This is a genomic window from Nocardia sp. NPDC020380 (genome assembly GCF_044386975.1).
Lineage (GTDB): Bacteria > Actinomycetota > Actinomycetes > Mycobacteriales > Mycobacteriaceae > Nocardia.
This window is the reverse complement of record NZ_JBIRVQ010000002.1, coordinates 464,494-478,559: the sequence shown is the minus strand read 5'-3', so window position 1 is coordinate 478,559 and position 14,066 is coordinate 464,494. Positions and strand designations below refer to the sequence as shown.

The 14,066-nt window shown below is 67.3% G+C and carries 17 protein-coding genes; 12 read left to right on the top strand and 5 right to left on the bottom strand.

Annotated features, from left to right (window positions below):
- Nucleotides 1-92: 92 nt before the first annotated feature.
- The 3 genes from ACH438_RS05855 to ACH438_RS05845 are packed head-to-tail and all read left to right on the top strand — an operon-like array spanning nucleotide 93 to nucleotide 1,341.
- Nucleotides 93-545, top strand: a complete 453-nt coding sequence (locus ACH438_RS05855; protein WP_397001660.1) for an SRPBCC domain-containing protein — start codon at nucleotides 93-95, stop codon at nucleotides 543-545.
- Nucleotides 542-904 carry an ArsR/SmtB family transcription factor gene (locus ACH438_RS05850; protein ID WP_397001658.1) on the top strand — a complete coding sequence of 121 codons (363 nt, stop codon included), beginning with the start codon at nucleotides 542-544 and terminating at the stop codon, nucleotides 902-904. Before ACH438_RS05855 ends, ACH438_RS05850 begins: the two co-directional genes overlap by 4 nt.
- Nucleotides 898-1,341 (top strand): SRPBCC domain-containing protein, encoded by a 444-nt coding sequence (locus tag ACH438_RS05845; RefSeq protein WP_397001656.1) that lies wholly within the window; start codon nucleotides 898-900, stop codon nucleotides 1,339-1,341. The genes ACH438_RS05850 and ACH438_RS05845 overlap by 7 nt, the downstream gene beginning before the upstream one ends.
- A gap of 24 nt (nucleotides 1,342-1,365) precedes the next feature.
- Here ACH438_RS05845 and ACH438_RS05840 read toward each other — a convergent pair whose 3' ends face one another.
- Nucleotides 1,366-1,884, bottom strand: a complete 519-nt coding sequence (locus ACH438_RS05840) for a GtrA family protein (protein WP_397002308.1) — start codon at nucleotides 1,882-1,884, stop codon at nucleotides 1,366-1,368.
- Between the two features lie 126 nt (nucleotides 1,885-2,010).
- On the opposite strand from ACH438_RS05840, the gene ACH438_RS05835 reads away from it, so the two are divergent.
- The 3 genes from ACH438_RS05835 to ACH438_RS05825 are packed head-to-tail and all read left to right on the top strand — an operon-like array spanning nucleotide 2,011 to nucleotide 4,400.
- On the top strand, nucleotides 2,011-2,475 hold the full coding sequence (locus tag ACH438_RS05835; protein ID WP_397001654.1) for a hypothetical protein: 465 nt from the start codon (nucleotides 2,011-2,013) through the stop codon (nucleotides 2,473-2,475).
- The gene (locus ACH438_RS05830; RefSeq protein WP_397001652.1) at nucleotides 2,472-2,786 is read left to right on the top strand and encodes a transcriptional regulator; all 315 of its coding nucleotides are present in this window, start codon (nucleotides 2,472-2,474) and stop codon (nucleotides 2,784-2,786) included. The genes ACH438_RS05835 and ACH438_RS05830 overlap by 4 nt, the downstream gene beginning before the upstream one ends.
- Nucleotides 2,787-2,846: 60 nt before the next feature.
- Nucleotides 2,847-4,400, top strand: a complete 1,554-nt coding sequence (locus ACH438_RS05825; protein WP_397001650.1) for a dolichyl-phosphate-mannose--protein mannosyltransferase — start codon at nucleotides 2,847-2,849, stop codon at nucleotides 4,398-4,400.
- Here ACH438_RS05825 and ACH438_RS05820 read toward each other — a convergent pair.
- Entirely contained in the window at nucleotides 4,383-5,030 is a 648-nt protein-coding gene (locus tag ACH438_RS05820) for a TetR/AcrR family transcriptional regulator (protein WP_397001648.1), read from the bottom strand. The two genes, ACH438_RS05825 and ACH438_RS05820, sit on opposite strands and share 18 nt — an antisense overlap.
- A gap of 91 nt (nucleotides 5,031-5,121) precedes the next feature.
- Here ACH438_RS05820 and ACH438_RS05815 point away from each other — a divergent pair, with 91 nt between their 5' ends.
- Nucleotides 5,122-5,508 carry a cupin domain-containing protein gene (locus ACH438_RS05815; protein ID WP_397001646.1) on the top strand — a complete coding sequence of 129 codons (387 nt, stop codon included), beginning with the start codon at nucleotides 5,122-5,124 and terminating at the stop codon, nucleotides 5,506-5,508.
- A gap of 1 nt (nucleotide 5,509) precedes the next feature.
- On the opposite strand, the gene ACH438_RS05810 is transcribed toward ACH438_RS05815, so the two are convergent.
- Entirely contained in the window at nucleotides 5,510-6,109 is a 600-nt protein-coding gene (locus tag ACH438_RS05810; RefSeq protein ID WP_397001644.1) for a class I SAM-dependent methyltransferase, read from the bottom strand.
- 66 nt (nucleotides 6,110-6,175) lie between these two features.
- Here ACH438_RS05810 and ACH438_RS05805 point away from each other — a divergent pair, with 66 nt between their 5' ends.
- Nucleotides 6,176-6,760 carry a helix-turn-helix domain-containing protein gene (locus ACH438_RS05805; protein ID WP_397001642.1) on the top strand — a complete coding sequence of 195 codons (585 nt, stop codon included), beginning with the start codon at nucleotides 6,176-6,178 and terminating at the stop codon, nucleotides 6,758-6,760.
- A gap of 16 nt (nucleotides 6,761-6,776) precedes the next feature.
- Here ACH438_RS05805 and ACH438_RS05800 read toward each other — a convergent pair whose 3' ends face one another.
- The gene (locus ACH438_RS05800) at nucleotides 6,777-7,583 is read right to left on the bottom strand and encodes a response regulator (RefSeq protein WP_397001640.1); all 807 of its coding nucleotides are present in this window, start codon (nucleotides 7,581-7,583) and stop codon (nucleotides 6,777-6,779) included.
- A gap of 82 nt (nucleotides 7,584-7,665) precedes the next feature.
- Nucleotides 7,666-8,985 (bottom strand): preprotein translocase subunit SecY, encoded by a 1,320-nt coding sequence (secY, locus tag ACH438_RS05795; RefSeq protein WP_397001638.1) that lies wholly within the window; start codon nucleotides 8,983-8,985, stop codon nucleotides 7,666-7,668.
- A gap of 197 nt (nucleotides 8,986-9,182) precedes the next feature.
- On the opposite strand from secY, the gene ACH438_RS05790 reads away from it, so the two are divergent.
- The 4 genes from ACH438_RS05790 to ACH438_RS05775 all read left to right on the top strand — a co-directional run bounded on the left by ACH438_RS05790 (nucleotide 9,183) and on the right by ACH438_RS05775 (nucleotide 13,998).
- A complete protein-coding gene (locus tag ACH438_RS05790) occupies nucleotides 9,183-10,121 on the top strand; it encodes an EamA family transporter (protein ID WP_397001636.1) in 939 nt (312 codons plus the stop codon).
- 250 nt (nucleotides 10,122-10,371) lie between these two features.
- Entirely contained in the window at nucleotides 10,372-10,845 is a 474-nt protein-coding gene (locus tag ACH438_RS05785; RefSeq protein ID WP_397001634.1) for a hypothetical protein, read from the top strand.
- Between the two features lie 148 nt (nucleotides 10,846-10,993).
- Nucleotides 10,994-12,526, top strand: coding sequence for a DNA mismatch repair protein MutS (locus ACH438_RS05780; protein ID WP_397001632.1), 1,533 nt, complete (start codon nucleotides 10,994-10,996; stop codon nucleotides 12,524-12,526).
- Entirely contained in the window at nucleotides 12,517-13,998 is a 1,482-nt protein-coding gene (locus tag ACH438_RS05775; protein ID WP_397001630.1) for a DNA mismatch repair protein, read from the top strand. Before ACH438_RS05780 ends, ACH438_RS05775 begins: the two co-directional genes overlap by 10 nt.
- The last annotated feature ends 68 nt before the right edge of the window (nucleotides 13,999-14,066 follow it).

Here is a 14,066-nt window from a genome sequence, read left to right as displayed (position 1 = left end):
TGCTCCATTCGCAACCGATGGTTGCGCGACCGCATTCGGTCGGCTACCGTAATACGCAACAAAAGGTTGCATATCCGGAAGGAGTCGAGCGCATGGAGTACGGCAGCATCGAACGGGAGATCTACGTGGACGCCTCGCCCGAGGTCGTCTTCGAAGTGGTCAGCAAGCCCGAGCACATCTCGGAATGGTGGAGCGACGACGCCGAATTCGAGGCGAAACCGGGTGCGACCGGACGGCTGATCTGGGGCGATGGCGAGGAGATCGTCCCGATGACCGTGGTGGATGCCGATCCACCGCGGCGGTTCTCCTTCCGCTGGTGCTATCCGGAGGGCGCGGTCGGCGGTGCCACGAATTCGCTGCTGGTCACCTTCGAGCTCGTCCCGTCCGGCGCCGGCACGACGATCCGGGTCACCGAGACCGGCTTCCGCGAAATGGGCTGGGAGATCGCGAAATTGGAGGAGCAGTACAACGAGCACGCTTCCGGCTGGAGCAAGTTCGTGCCCCTACTCGGGGAGTACGTCACGCGGCTGGTCTCGGCCCGATGACCGCTGTCGTCGACGACGATCTGTGGTCCGCGGTCGGGGATCCGACCCGGCGGCGCATGCTCGACCTGCTCTTGGCGACCGGCGATGGCACGGCCACCAGTCTCAGTGAGCAGTTGCCGGTGACACGGCAGGCCATCGCGAAACATCTCGGCGTGCTCGACCGTGTGGGCCTGGTGCACGCCACGCCCGCGGGGCGGGAACGGAGGTACCGGGTGGACGAGGCACAACTTGCCCGCGCGGTCGCGCAGCTCTCCTCGGTGGGGGCGGCGTGGGATGCCAGGCTGCGGCGCATCAAGCGGATCGCCGAGGCAATTCAGCAGCAGCAAGATCAGCAACGGAAAGAAGAGCGGACATGGTAGATATCCTGCACCGGATCGGCATCGAAGCGCCTGTGGCCGAGGTCTATTCGGTCTTGACCACCAACAAGGGGCTGACCGACTGGTGGACGAAGGACACCGAGGGTGAAGGCGGGGAGGTCGGCGACGAACTCCGATTCCGTTTCGCCGCAGGCGGATTCGATATGCGGGTGCGCGAACTCGATCCGGGCAAGCGGGTCCTGTGGGAGGTGGTCAGCGGACCCGAGGAATGGGTCGGCACCCACGTGGACTGGGTCCTCGATCAAAAGGACGACTACGCGATCATCCTGTTCACCCATCAGGGCTGGCGTGAACCGGTGGAGTTCATGCACCACTGCAGCACCAAATGGGCCGTGTACCTGTTGAGCCTGCGGTCACTGATCGAAACCGGTACGGGCGCTCCGCACCCGCATGATGTCCGGGTCGACGAATGGGACTGACGCCCACGCCGATCCGCGGCGGTACTACTGGTGGATCGGCGTCTCGTCCTCCGCCGCAGCGGGTTTCACGGCGTGCGGGAAGACGAACTTGCGCATCGCCCACCAGCGGAAGCCGGTGGCGAGCAGGGTGCCGATGAGGGTCGCGCTGATGAAGTCGGCGACGTTCTCGGCCAGCATCGACACGTGCGGGGTCTGCAGGTCGAGGGCGTAGCGCGAGACGGCCAGGGGTAGCTGGTTGATCACCAGGCCGACGCCGGCCACCACGAAGAACAGCGCCGCCTCGTGCCGGGGCTGGCGGCCGCCGCGCTCGGTGAAGGCCCACTCGCGGTTGAGCACGTAGGACAGCACGGTTGCCAGCAGGACCGCGATGACGTTCGCGGTCACCGGCTTCCCCTGCAGCACGGTCCACTTCAGCCCGAAGAACAGGACCGATGTGGTCACGAAGGCAATGGCCCCGACGGTGAGGAACTTCAGCAGTTCCGCATTCCGCACGAGCACCGTCAGCAGCCGCTTCGGCACTCTGGCCGCGACCAGCTCAGCTATAGACACATGGTCAGGCTAGCGGAGAGGGCTGCGAGCTACTCGAGTGAACCGTGTCTCGGCCGCCATTGACTTTCCTACCAGGAAAGTGGGACTCTTACTTTCCAGGTAGGAAAGTGAGGAGTTGTCATGGACAACGTTGCTCCGGACCAGGCCCGCGCCGCCCTCGACGCGGCGGAAAGGGCCAGGCAGCAAGTGGCGGCGGAGGTGGGACTACCGCGCTGGTACTGGTGGGGAATGGCGGGCGGCTGGCTCGTCCTGGGCGCGATCGGCGAACTGGGCCCGCAATGGCTGACGATCGTGGCGACCGTGGCCTTCGGTATGGGCCACTCGACAGTCGCCTCGCGACTGCTCGACGGACGCCGTCGTACGGACCGGCTACAGGTCAGTGCGGCCGTCGCCGGGCGGCGGACACCGATCGTGGTCATCGGGATGCTGCTCGGGCTGGTCGCGCTCACCGTCGGTGCGGCGCTGGCCCTGAACGCCGACGGCGCTCGCCACCCCACCATCTGGGCGGCGGTGCTGATCGCGGCGATCATCGGCTTCGGCGGGCCGGAAATCCTGCGCACCCTGCGGCATTGGGTACACGCATGACCGAGGCGCGTTTCGACGAGCTGATCCACCCCAGCACCCGGCTGTCACTGGTGGCGACCCTGGCGGCAACCGACTGGGCGGAATTCGCCTTCCTCAAAGAGCGGCTGGGACTCTCGGATTCGGCCCTGTCCAAACAGCTCACCACGCTCGAGGAGGCCGGCTACGTCACCACCGAACGCCGCCTCGACGGCAGCCGTCGCAAGGTCCGCGCCCAGCTGACCGATACCGGTCGCGAGGCCTTTCACGGGCATATCGCGGCCCTCCAGGAGATCGTCGCCGGGGCCACTCCGCCCGCCGCCCGGCCCAATTGACATGTACCGTCCCGTAACTCGATCTTGAGTTGCGGGACCGGCCACGCATAGGGTCGGTGCATGGGAGGACCGATCGGCAGCGAGGAGTCGATGCTGCGCCCCATGGTCGCGCTCGCACCGCTGCGTCCCAGGCCCGAACCCCAGCCGAGCGACACCGCGCGGGGCTGGCTGGTCACGATCGCCCTGACCCTGTTCGCCGGGGTCCTGCGATTCGCCCGCCTGAACTACCCGACCGACGGCGGCACGCCGATGTTCGACGAGAAGTACTACGCCGATCAGGCCTGGCAGATGCTGAGCGGCGGCCGCGGCATCGAGGACAATCCCGGATACGCGCTGGTGGTGCATCCACCGGTCGGCAAGCTCCTGATCGCGCTCGGCGAGGCGATCTTCGGCTACACGCCGCTGGGCTGGCGCTTCTCCGCGGCGGTGGCGGGCACGCTGCTCGTGCTGCTGGTGATCCGGATCGTGCGGCGCATGGCCCGCTCGACCCTGATCGGCGCCATTGCCGGAGTGCTGATGCTCGCCGACGGCGTCACCTTCGTGAACTCGCGCATCGGACTGCTCGATATCTTCCAGACCCTGTTCGTCACAGCCGCATTCGGCTGCCTGATCGTGGACCGCGATCGGATGCGGGAACGAATGGCCCGCGCCGATGCGGCCGGCCGCCTCCTCGCGCACCGCTTCGGACCGCGACTCGGCGTGCGGTGGTGGCGCTTCGGCGCGGGCGTGCTGCTCGGCCTGGCCTGCGGAACCAAATGGTCCGGGCTGTATTTCGTGATCTTCTTCCTGGTGCTGAGCCTGGGCTTCGATATCGCCGCGCGGCGGGCCTACGGTGTGCGGCAGCCGTGGCTCGGCACGGCCGTGCGTGATCTGGCGCCCGCGGTGTACGCGCTCGTGTTCATCGCTCTCGCAGTCTATTTGGCGAGCTACGCCGGATGGTTCGCCGATGAGACCGCGGTGGACCGCTACGAGGTCGGGGTGCACGTCGGGCCGGGCGGCCCGTTCTCGTGGGTGCCGGACGCGCTGCGATCGCTGTGGTTCTATCAGGGCGCGATGCTGGATTTCCATGTCCAGCTGACCAATACGAACGGTTACCACCATCCGTGGGAGTCCAAGCCGTGGACCTGGCCGATGGGCCTGCGGCCGACGCTGTACTACTTCCCCAAGCCGCCGGAGACCACCGGCTGCGGCCAGGCCTCCTGCGTGCGTGCGGTCATGCTGGTGGGGACGCCGGTGATCTGGTGGCCGGCCTTCCCGGTGCTGGGCTGGTCGCTGTGGCAATCCGTGGTGCGCCGGGACTGGCGTTTCATCGCCGTGCTGACCGCTTACGGCGCCGGCTGGCTGCCGTGGTTCGCCGACCTGGATCGGCAGATGTACTTCTTCTACGCCACCGTGATGGCGCCGTTCCTGGTGATGGCGCTCGCTCTCACGCTGGGGCAGGTACTCGGGCGGCCCGGGCAGTCGGCGGAACGCCGGGGTATCGGATTGCTGCTGGTGTCGATCTATCTCGCGCTGGCCATCGCGAATTTCGCGTGGCTGTACCCGATTCTGACCGGCGTGCCCATCACGCCCGCCACCTGGAATCGCGAATTGTGGCTACCGAGTTGGCAATAGGCCGGCCACCAGGGCGCGCAGTCCGGCTTCGTAGGTGTCCATGGCGGTGAGTTCCGCCCAGCGCTCCCCGACCTCGGCCAGGCGCGGGAATTGCGCGGCATCCACGTCGTCGAAGATGCGTTCCCGAAAGGTCTTGCCGGCGTTCGCGGTTCGCCGCCGGGCCGCCGAGGCGTGCACGAGGATCTCGCCGACCGTGTAGTACCAGATCTTCCGGTAGGCGTGCACGGCCTCGTCGAGGCCGAGTCCGCCGGCCATGGCGGCCTCGATGATGGTTTCCGGATACCACAGTGCGGCAGGCGAGAACAGGTCGTCGGAGGTCAGCACCTCGACGATCCACGGGACCCGCGCGAGGGTGTCGTGCATGGCGCGCGAGGCGATGACCAGCCGCTCCCCCGGCTCGCCCGGCAATTCGGGTCGTTGCATACCGGCCGCCGCTTCGTCGAGGACCAGCAGCAGCAGTTCGTCCTTGTTGCGGACGTGGTGGTACACCGCCATCGGGGTGGCGCCGAGCTCGGTGGCGAGCCGGCGCATGGTCAGCGCCTGGACGCCGTGGGTCTCGATGAGCTCGCGCGCCGTGGCCGCGATCTGCGCGCGCGACAGGCGTGGCGGCCGTCCGGTACGGGTTTCCACCGCACCATCTTGGCACGCGCTCTCGACAGCGGGCACTCGCGTGGACTAATTTTTTATACGTGTACAGAAAGTCTCTACATGGAGGAATGCCATGCAACTGACCCCGATCGACCTGTTCGCCCGCGGCGTGCGCCTGCTCCCCGACGGCCGGGTCTTCGACGAGCAACGCCGCATGAGCGGTGATATCGACGGCTGGACCATGGCCACCTTCCACGTCGAAACCGATGCCGAGGCGCACGGTGATCACTGGGAGATCCACCCGCACGGGCAGGAACTCGTCGCCGTCCTCGCCGGCGGGATCCGCATGTACCTGCGCCCGGAAACGCCCGGCGGCGAGGAGGATTCGGTGACCGTCGGCCCCGGCGAGACCTACATCGTGCCGCAGAACCGCTGGCACCGAATCGAACTCGACGAGCCCACCGACCTGATGTCGGTCACCCTCCGCCGCGGTACCCGCCTGACCCCGCGCGCCGAATGACTCATCGCCCGCGCTGCGCCCGGAGCACCACATCGTGGGCGTGCCCGGTGCCCGCCGGAGCGGGATCCACGCGCGGGCGAGTCTCATCGACCACGATGGTCCACTCCGCACCGAGCAAGGCACCGACCTCACCGGGCAGATAGAAATCCCCCGGATCCAGGTCATCGCCATGGTGCGCACCGAGATCCGCGAGATCGTGCCCGGCGAAGAGCAGCGTTCCGCCCGGCGCCACGGCAGCCAGCAACCCGCGCAACGCCCGGTGATCACGCTGCCGTGGCAACGGAAAGTACAGTGCCGAAACCAGATCGAACGCACCCGCGGGCGGCGGCGTGACGGTCAGGTCGGCCCGCATCCACGCCACCCGCCCGTCCGCGCCGGCCGCCGCCGCGGCCCGCCGCAACGCGACCTCGGAGATGTCGATCGCGGTGACCTGCCATCCCCGCCCGGCCAGCCATCGCGCATCCGCGCCTTCCCCGCATCCGATATCCAGGGCCTGCCCCGCCGTCAGCTCGGCCACCTCGATGACCAGCACCCCATTGACGTTCCCGCTGAACAACTGCTCGCGGCCGGCGTACCGCTCGTCCCAGAATTCTGCATCCATCCCGCCAACCTGCCCTGCCCGCCGGCCGCTTGACAAAGTTCTTTGCCGAAACGGCAAAATGGCGGAATGAGCGACGAGTTCGAGGCGGTACTCAGCGCGATCGGCCCGCGAGTGCGCGAGCTGCGCCACCGCCGGAACCTGTCGCTGGCCGAGGTCGCGGCCGCCACCGGGATGCCCATCAGCACGCTGTCACGGCTGGAGTCGGGCCTGCGCAAACCGGGTTTGGAGATGCTGCTGCGGCTGGCGAAGACCTATCAGGTGCCGCTGGACGAACTCGTCGACGCCCCGCAGACCGGTGATCCGCGCGTGTACCCGCGCCCGATCAATCGCAATGGCATGATCATCGTCCCGCTCTCGGGCAGACCCGGTGGGCTGCAGGCCTTCCGGCACATCCTCCCGGCCGGGCCGAACGATCTCGAACCGGATCCGCGCTCACACGAGGGATATCACTGGCTCTGCGTGCTCGACGGGCGGCTGCGCGTGGTGCTCGGCGACAAGGAACTGATCCTGAACACCGGGGAGGTCGCCGAATTCGACACGCACCTGCCGCATTGGTTCGGCAATGCGGACGACCGGCCGGCCGAATTCCTCAGTATCCTGGGCCCGCAGGGGGAACGGTTCCGGATCAAGGCGCGGTGGCGGCCGACCTGACCAACAATGTTGCCGGTCAGACTGTTTCAAGGGGGACGACGCGGCGGGTGTGCGCGTAGACCACGGCCTGCACGCGGTCGCGGACACCGAGTTTGGCCAGCACGTTCGAGACATGGGTCTTGATCGTCTGCTCGCCCACGCCGAGGGTGCGGGCTATCTCGGGGTTGGTGTAGGCCTTGGCCATGAGCAGCAGGACCTGATGTTCGCGGGTGGTGAGGGTGTCGACTTCCGGTGCGGCGGGGAAGGGCTCGATGCCGTAGGACAGGCGGGAGACCAGGTTCCGGGTCAGGCGGGGGTCGATCAGCGCGTCGCCGCGGGCCACGGCGCGGATGGCGGAGATCAGATCCTGGGAGGGCAGCGCCTTGGTGAGGAAGCCGCTGATGCCGAGTTGCAGTGCGCGGTACAGGTTCTGCTCGGTTTCGCCGGTGGCGAGGGTGAGGATGCGGGTGGTGTCGGCGAGGGCCGCGACCGACGCGATCGCGGCGGGGTCGTCGAGGCCGGGCATGTCGAGGTCGAGGATGGCCACGTCGGGTCGTAGTCGCTGGATCTCGCTGATGGCGGTGAAGACGTCGGGAGCCTCGGCGACGCAATGGATGTCGGGCTGGGCGCCGATCACGGCCCGCATGCCCGAGCGGAAGACGATGTGGTCGTCGGCGAGCAGAACCGAGATCGTCGACTGCTGTGCGGCGTGCAGGACGCTGTCCCGGCCGGCGACCGTGGTCTCGGCTTGCGCGTAGCCGACCGACAGCATGGTGGCGGTGATCGCGAGCAGCAGCGAGGACACCACCCGGAGCAGCGTGCGGGTGGACGTGGTCGTGGCCATATTGTCAGACCGTAGATACAAGATCCGTCCGCGTATATAGGCAATCGGGCGTATCCGGGGCTCCCCCGATGGAGGGAGCCGGTCAGCGCAGGAATCCCGCGTAGTTCCGGTTCATGAGTTGGCTCTCCAGCTGTTTGACGGTGTCGAGGCCGACGCTGGACACGATCAGCAGCGAGGTGCCGCCGAAGGTGAGGGTCTGCACGGGACCGGCGGCGCCGAAGTGCAGCAGCAGATTCGGCAGGACCGCCACGGCGCCGAGATAGATCGAGCCGGGCAGGGTGATCCGGCCGAGGACGAAGTTCAGGTAGTCCGCGGTCGGCCGGCCGGGGCGGTAGCCGGGGATGAAGCCGCCGAACTTCCGCATCTCGTCGGCGCGCTCCTCCGGGTTGAAGGTGATCGCGACATAGAAGTAGGTGAAGAACAGGATCAACGCGATGTATATCCCGACATAGACGGGGTTGCCCGGATTGACCAGATACTTCTGGATCAGCTCCTGCCACTTCGCCGGATTGCCGGTGCCCTGCTGCGTCAACCGCGCCAACAGGTTCGGCAGATACAGCAGGGACGTCGCGAAGATGACGGGAATGACGCCCGCCTGGTTGACCTTCAACGGCAGATACGTCGAGGAACCGCCGTACATCTTCCGGCCGACCACACGTTTGGCGTACTGCACCGGAATCCGGCGTTGCCCCTGCTCGACGAAGATCACTCCGACCAGCGTGAGCAGCACCGCGGCGCAGATCACGGCGAACAGCAGTCCGCCCTCGCTGTCCAGAATGGCGGTGCCCTGGGCCGGGATTCGCGCGGCGATACCGGTCAGGATCAGCAGCGACATGCCGTTGCCGATGCCGCGGTCGGTCATCAGCTCGCCGAACCACATGACCAGTGCGGCGCCGGCGGTCATCACCGCCACGATGGCCAGCATGCCGAAGATCGATCTGTCCGTGAGTATGTCGGTCTGGCATCCGCGCAGCAATTGCCGGCGCGCGGCGAGTGCCACCAAGGCGGAGGCCTGCAGTATCGCCAAGGTGACGGCGAGATATCGGGTGTACTGCGTGAGTTTGGCCTGGCCGGTCTGGCCCTCCTTGCGCAGCTCGTCGAACCGCGGGATCACCACGGTCAGCATCTGCACGATGATTCCGGCGGTGATGTAGGGGACGAAACCGATTGCGAAGACCGAGAGTTGCAGCATCGCACCGCCCGAGAACAGGTCGATGAGCTGGTAGATACCGGCGGAACCGCCATCGGAGACGAGATGCAGGCAACCGCGGACGGCCTTGTAGTCGACACCCGGTGACGGGAGCAGTGCGCCCAGCCGGAACAGGGCGAGTATGCCCAGGGTGAAGAGGATCTTCCGCCGTAGGTCCGGGGTCCGGAAGGCCGAAACGAAAGCGGAGAGCACAGATCCTCCTTGACGTGGGACGGACCGAATCGGTCTGTATTGCTGCGACCGTACGGTCGGCGGGGCCCTCGGCACGTCGGCCGGGAGTCGGACTTCGGACTCCCCCGATAGCGGGAATTACCGCTGGTACAGGCGTTTTCGTTGGGTCGGCGAAACTCGGGTGACAAGCGCTCAGCTCGTCTTTAGCGTTCTGATGCGTGGCAGTGACGACCTCCGACCGTGCCGTCCGGCAACGGGTCAGATCCGGTGTGGTGTGCGCGGTGGTCTCCGCGTCGTCGTTCGCGGCGTCCGGTCCGCTGGCGCGCGGAGTGCTGGACGCGGGCTGGAGTTCCGCGGCCGTGGTCTCGGTCCGGGTGCTGGTGGGGGCCGTTGCGCTGGCGCCGATCGCGGTGCGGCAGTTGCGCGGCTACTGGCGGATGTTGCGCCGCAATGCATCTCTGATCAGCGCTTATGGGCTGATCGCGGTGGCCGGGACGCAGCTCGCGTATTTCAATGCGGTGGCGCGCATGAATGTGGGTGTGGCGCTGTTGATCCAGTTCGCGTCGCCGATTGCCGTGGTGGCCTGGTTGTGGCTGCGGCATCGCCAGCGGCCGGGGGTGGCGACGCTCGTCGGCGGCACGATCGGGCTTGCCGGTCTGGTTCTGGTTATCGACCCGCATCCGGGTCTGGCCACCAGCTGGTCCGGTATTGCCTGGGCGCTGCTCTCCATGGCCGGTGGGGCGGCGTACTTTCTGCTGTCCGCACGCGCCGGCGGGACGCTACCGGGGACGGTGCCGGCCGCCGGTGGGTTGCTCGTCGGTGGCCTGATTCTGCTGGTAGCCGGGGCGATCGGGGTCGTCCCGCTGCACGCGACCACCGGACCGGTTGTGTTCCAGAACTTCACGACTTCGTGGTGGGTGCCCGTGCTGGTGCTGGGTACCGTGACCGCGGCGCTCGCCTACGTCTCCGGTATCGCGGCGACTCGGCTGATCGGGTCGCGGCTGGCCTCGTTCACGGCATTGCTGGAGGTCCCGGCGGCGCTGGCCTTCATCTGGGTGCTGCTGGGCGAGGCTCCCCGGGTCATCCAATTGCTCGGTGGCGCACTCATCCTCGCGGGTGTGGTGGTCGTCCGCCGCGGCGAGAACGGCGACCACTAGGTGATCACCCCGAGGTGCTACATCCTTCGGCACCCGCAGATCCACCCAGGGGTGGACAAATCGAAGACCAAGGGTCGATGACCCGGGCCGGATTTCGGCGCAGAATTTCTGGTATGAGCTCGTGATCACAGGGTGCTCTAGGGAAGCTCTCAGCCGCAACGGATTCGACACACAGGTGCGGATGTGAGGGTAGTGATTGCGACAAATGTCAACGAGTGAACACGATCAACCTGGTGAATGGGAGAACACAGTGGCCACAACGTTTCCGAGCATTGTCCCCTCGGCAACTTCGCACGCTGTGCAGGACTACCGCAGCCTGGGCTGGAATGTCACCGAGACATCCACCGGTATCGACCTGACCACCGACAACCGGATCGCCGCCGTGGAACTCACCGGCGCCCAGGCCGCCTCCGTCCGCCGCTACCTGCGCGCGAACAACCTCTCCGGCCCCGTGATCGAACTCCGCGGCCCCCACCGCCGCGAAATCCACCTCGTTGTCGGCGCCGCCAAGGCCGCCCTGGCCATCGAGGCCCTCCGCGCCGCCGGCGCCACCGTCCACACCGACGGCGCCACCATCGCCCTCCCCCACACCAATGCCGCCATCACCTGGGGCGTCTCCCCCGCCGAGGCCCGCTGGACCCCGCCCCTCGTGGCCCTCTCCGCCGCTGTCCGCGCCACCGCCGCCACCACGATCCGCCCCCAACTCCGCAACGTAGCCTGCTGACCCCTACTCCCCCACGGAGATCGACTGCTCGGGGAGCGCGGCGACAGCTTCGATCTCGATGAGAACTGGCGGCAGGTGATTGCTTGACGACCGGCAAGGTAATTCTCTAGCGTGCTGAGGGACGACGCGGGAGACGGAGGTGGGGACCTTGACGGGTGTCAGTGTGTTGTGGCCGAGGGGAATTGAGGCGGCCGGAGCTGTGGGGGTGGAGTCGGCGGGGCGGGAGGATCTCAATATCGGGGCGGTGATCGGGGCCGTCGTGAAGGCGGATGCGTATGGGCTGCGGGGGTGGTTCGAGCGGCCTGTGCGGGATCCGGAGGTGGTGCGGTATCGGCAGGAGGTGTTTGCCGATGTGATGGATGCCGGGGTTCGGGGGGTGTTCGAGACCTTTGCCGGGGATCTGCGGGTTGTGCGGAAGCGGTTGGAATGGATTGGGCGGCAGCAGCATCCGTGTCAGCGGGAGCGGTGGCTGGTGGGGGCCGCGGCGGAGTATGTCGAGGCGGTGCGGCGGCTGGCGGACGAGCTGGGGGCGCTCACGCTCGAGTCGCGGGGGTTGCGGGGGTGGCGGGAGTTTGTCAGCGCGTACGTGAGTGGGGGCGAGTTCGGGCGGCTGGCCGAAGAAGTGGGGCGCGTCCAGCGGAGGCTGGATGGGGTGCGGTATGGGCTTCGGATTGTGGGGCGGAGCTTGGAGGTGGGGCCGGCCGGGGATGAGGCCGATTACAGTGCGGGGATTTCGGAGCTGTTCTCGCGCTTCGGAACCGGTGCGCCACGGGCGGCTCGGGAGCCTTCGGAGTGGGACGAGATGGCTCAGATGGAGGAGCAGGTCCTCGATCGGGTCGCCGCGCTGAATCCTGATGCCTTCGCGGAGCTGAGCGAATTCGCCGAGGAATACAAGGAATTCGCTGATGCCGAGGTGCTGAGGTTCGATCGGGAGATTCAGTTCTATCTGATGTATCTGGCGTTCGCGCGGCGAGTGTGCGGGGATACGCGGGCGATGTGCTTGCCGGAGTTGGCGTCTGGGCGGGACGAGGTGCGGGCCGAGGGGATGTTCGATCTGGCCTTGCTCACTCGGCGCGGGCGAGGCGCAGACACTGTGGTGTGCAATGACTTCCGGCTGTCGGGGCCGGAGCGGGTGCTGGTGGTTACCGGGCCCAATCAAGGTGGGAAGACCACTTTTGCTCGCGCGTTCGGGCAGTTGATGTACTTCGCGGCGCTGGGGTGCCCGGTACCGGCGCGTAGTGCGTGCCTGCCGTTGGCGGATCGGGTGTTCACGCATTTCGAGCGGGCGGAACAGGCCACCGATCCGGATGGGCGGCTCGCGGACGAGCTCGTCCGCATCCGGGATGTGCTGGAGCAGGCCACCGCGGACAGCGTGATCGTTCTCAATGAGAGTTTCAGTTCGACCAGTACCGCCGATGCGGTGCGGATCAGCGGGGATGTGCTCGAGCGGATCGCCGAGCGTGGGTCGATCGCGGTGTGGGTCACCTTCTTCGACGAACTGGCTCGCGGCGGTCCCGCCACGGTGAGCATGGTTGCCGCCACCGATCCGGCTGATCCGGGACGGCGCACGTTCTCGATCGAGCGGCGCGCGGCCGATGGCAATGCGCACGCGGTGGTGCTCGCCGAGCGCTTCGGGCTCACCTATGACCTTGTCACAGCGAGGATTACGTCATGCAGGTGAATCTGCTGCAACCGGCCGGCTGTCCGGGCAGTCCGGCGGCCAATGGCGACAATGCCTTCGACGATCTCGGCCTCGAATCGCTCTGCGCCGTGCTCGCCGCGGACCCGGTGGTCCTAGAGGCGGTGCGGGAGGCGCTGGCGGCGCCGGTGACCGATCCCGAGGTGATCCGTTATCGCCACGCCGTGCTGGCGGACTGCCACGCCCATCCGGAGATGGTGCGCGAGCTCTACCGGATCGCCTGCGACGCAACAGAGCTCAAACGCTGGCGGGTGGGCCCCGCGCATCACGCCAATGGCAAGCTGGTGCTCGCGCTGCAACCTCTCACCGAGCTGGTCGGATTCCTGCGTCAGTTGCGCGCGACGTGCGACCGGGACGGCCGGGTGTTCGGTTCGGCCGGATTCACCGATCTGATGGCCGCCGTCTCCGCCGAGCTCGACGATCGGTATCTCGACACCATCGAAGCACAGCTGGCCGCAATGGATTTCGAGCACGGCCTGCACATCAGCGCCGGACTGGGCGCGACCAACAAGATAGCGCGCATCGTGCTGCACGAGCCGATCCGGCGGCGGCGCTTCGGATTCGATCGCCGCGGCGGCTACACCTTCCGTGTCATCGAGGAACCGCAGCCGGAGTTCGATCCGGTCATGCAGTTGCGCGACCGCGCGCTGAACGTGATCGCCGATGTCGTGAACGATGCGGCCGACCATGTGCAGGACTTCTTCCGCCGCCTGCGCACCGAACTGGCCTTCTATCTCGGCTGCCTCGCCCTGCACGACCACCTGACCCGGGCCGGGCTACCGCTCTGCCTGCCGACCCCGCACCCGGCGGGCGCGCCGCGCCTGCGCTGCACCGGCCTGCGCGACATCACGCTGTGCCTGTCCCGCGCTCAACCGGTGGTAGGCAATGACATCGACGCCACCGGCCGCTCGCTGATCGTGGTCACCGGCGCCAACAGTGGCGGCAAATCCACCCTGTTACGCGCGATCGGCGCCGCCCAGCTGATGATGCAGGCCGGCATGTACGTGGTCGCCGACAGTTTCGAGGCCGAGGTGCACGCGGGTGTGTTCACCCATTTCGTCGCCGATGAGGACCGCACGATGTCGCACGGCAAGCTGGTCGACGAGCTGGCCCGGATGAGCAGGATCATCGATCGGATGGGCCCGGCTTCCCTGCTGCTGTGCAACGAGTCGTTCTCCTCCACCAGCGAAGCCGATGCCACCCGTATCGCGCTCCCCCTCATCGACGGTCTCCTCACCAGTGGCGTGCGGGTCGTCTTCGTCACCCACCTGTACGAATTCGCCGACCAGCGAAGCCGATCCGCCCACCCGGCCGACCTGTTCCTGCGCGCCGGTCACCATGCCGACGGCACCCGCACGTTCCGCTTCGTTCCCGCACCACCCGAACCCACGAGTCATGCCGCCGACGTCTTCCGCCAGGTGTTCGACCGTGCACCGGACGCCGCGGTGCATTGAAAGTGCTTGCGCCCGTCCGCTACAGTGGTCGGCGATGATAACCGGGACGGCCTCGAGCCACACACGGA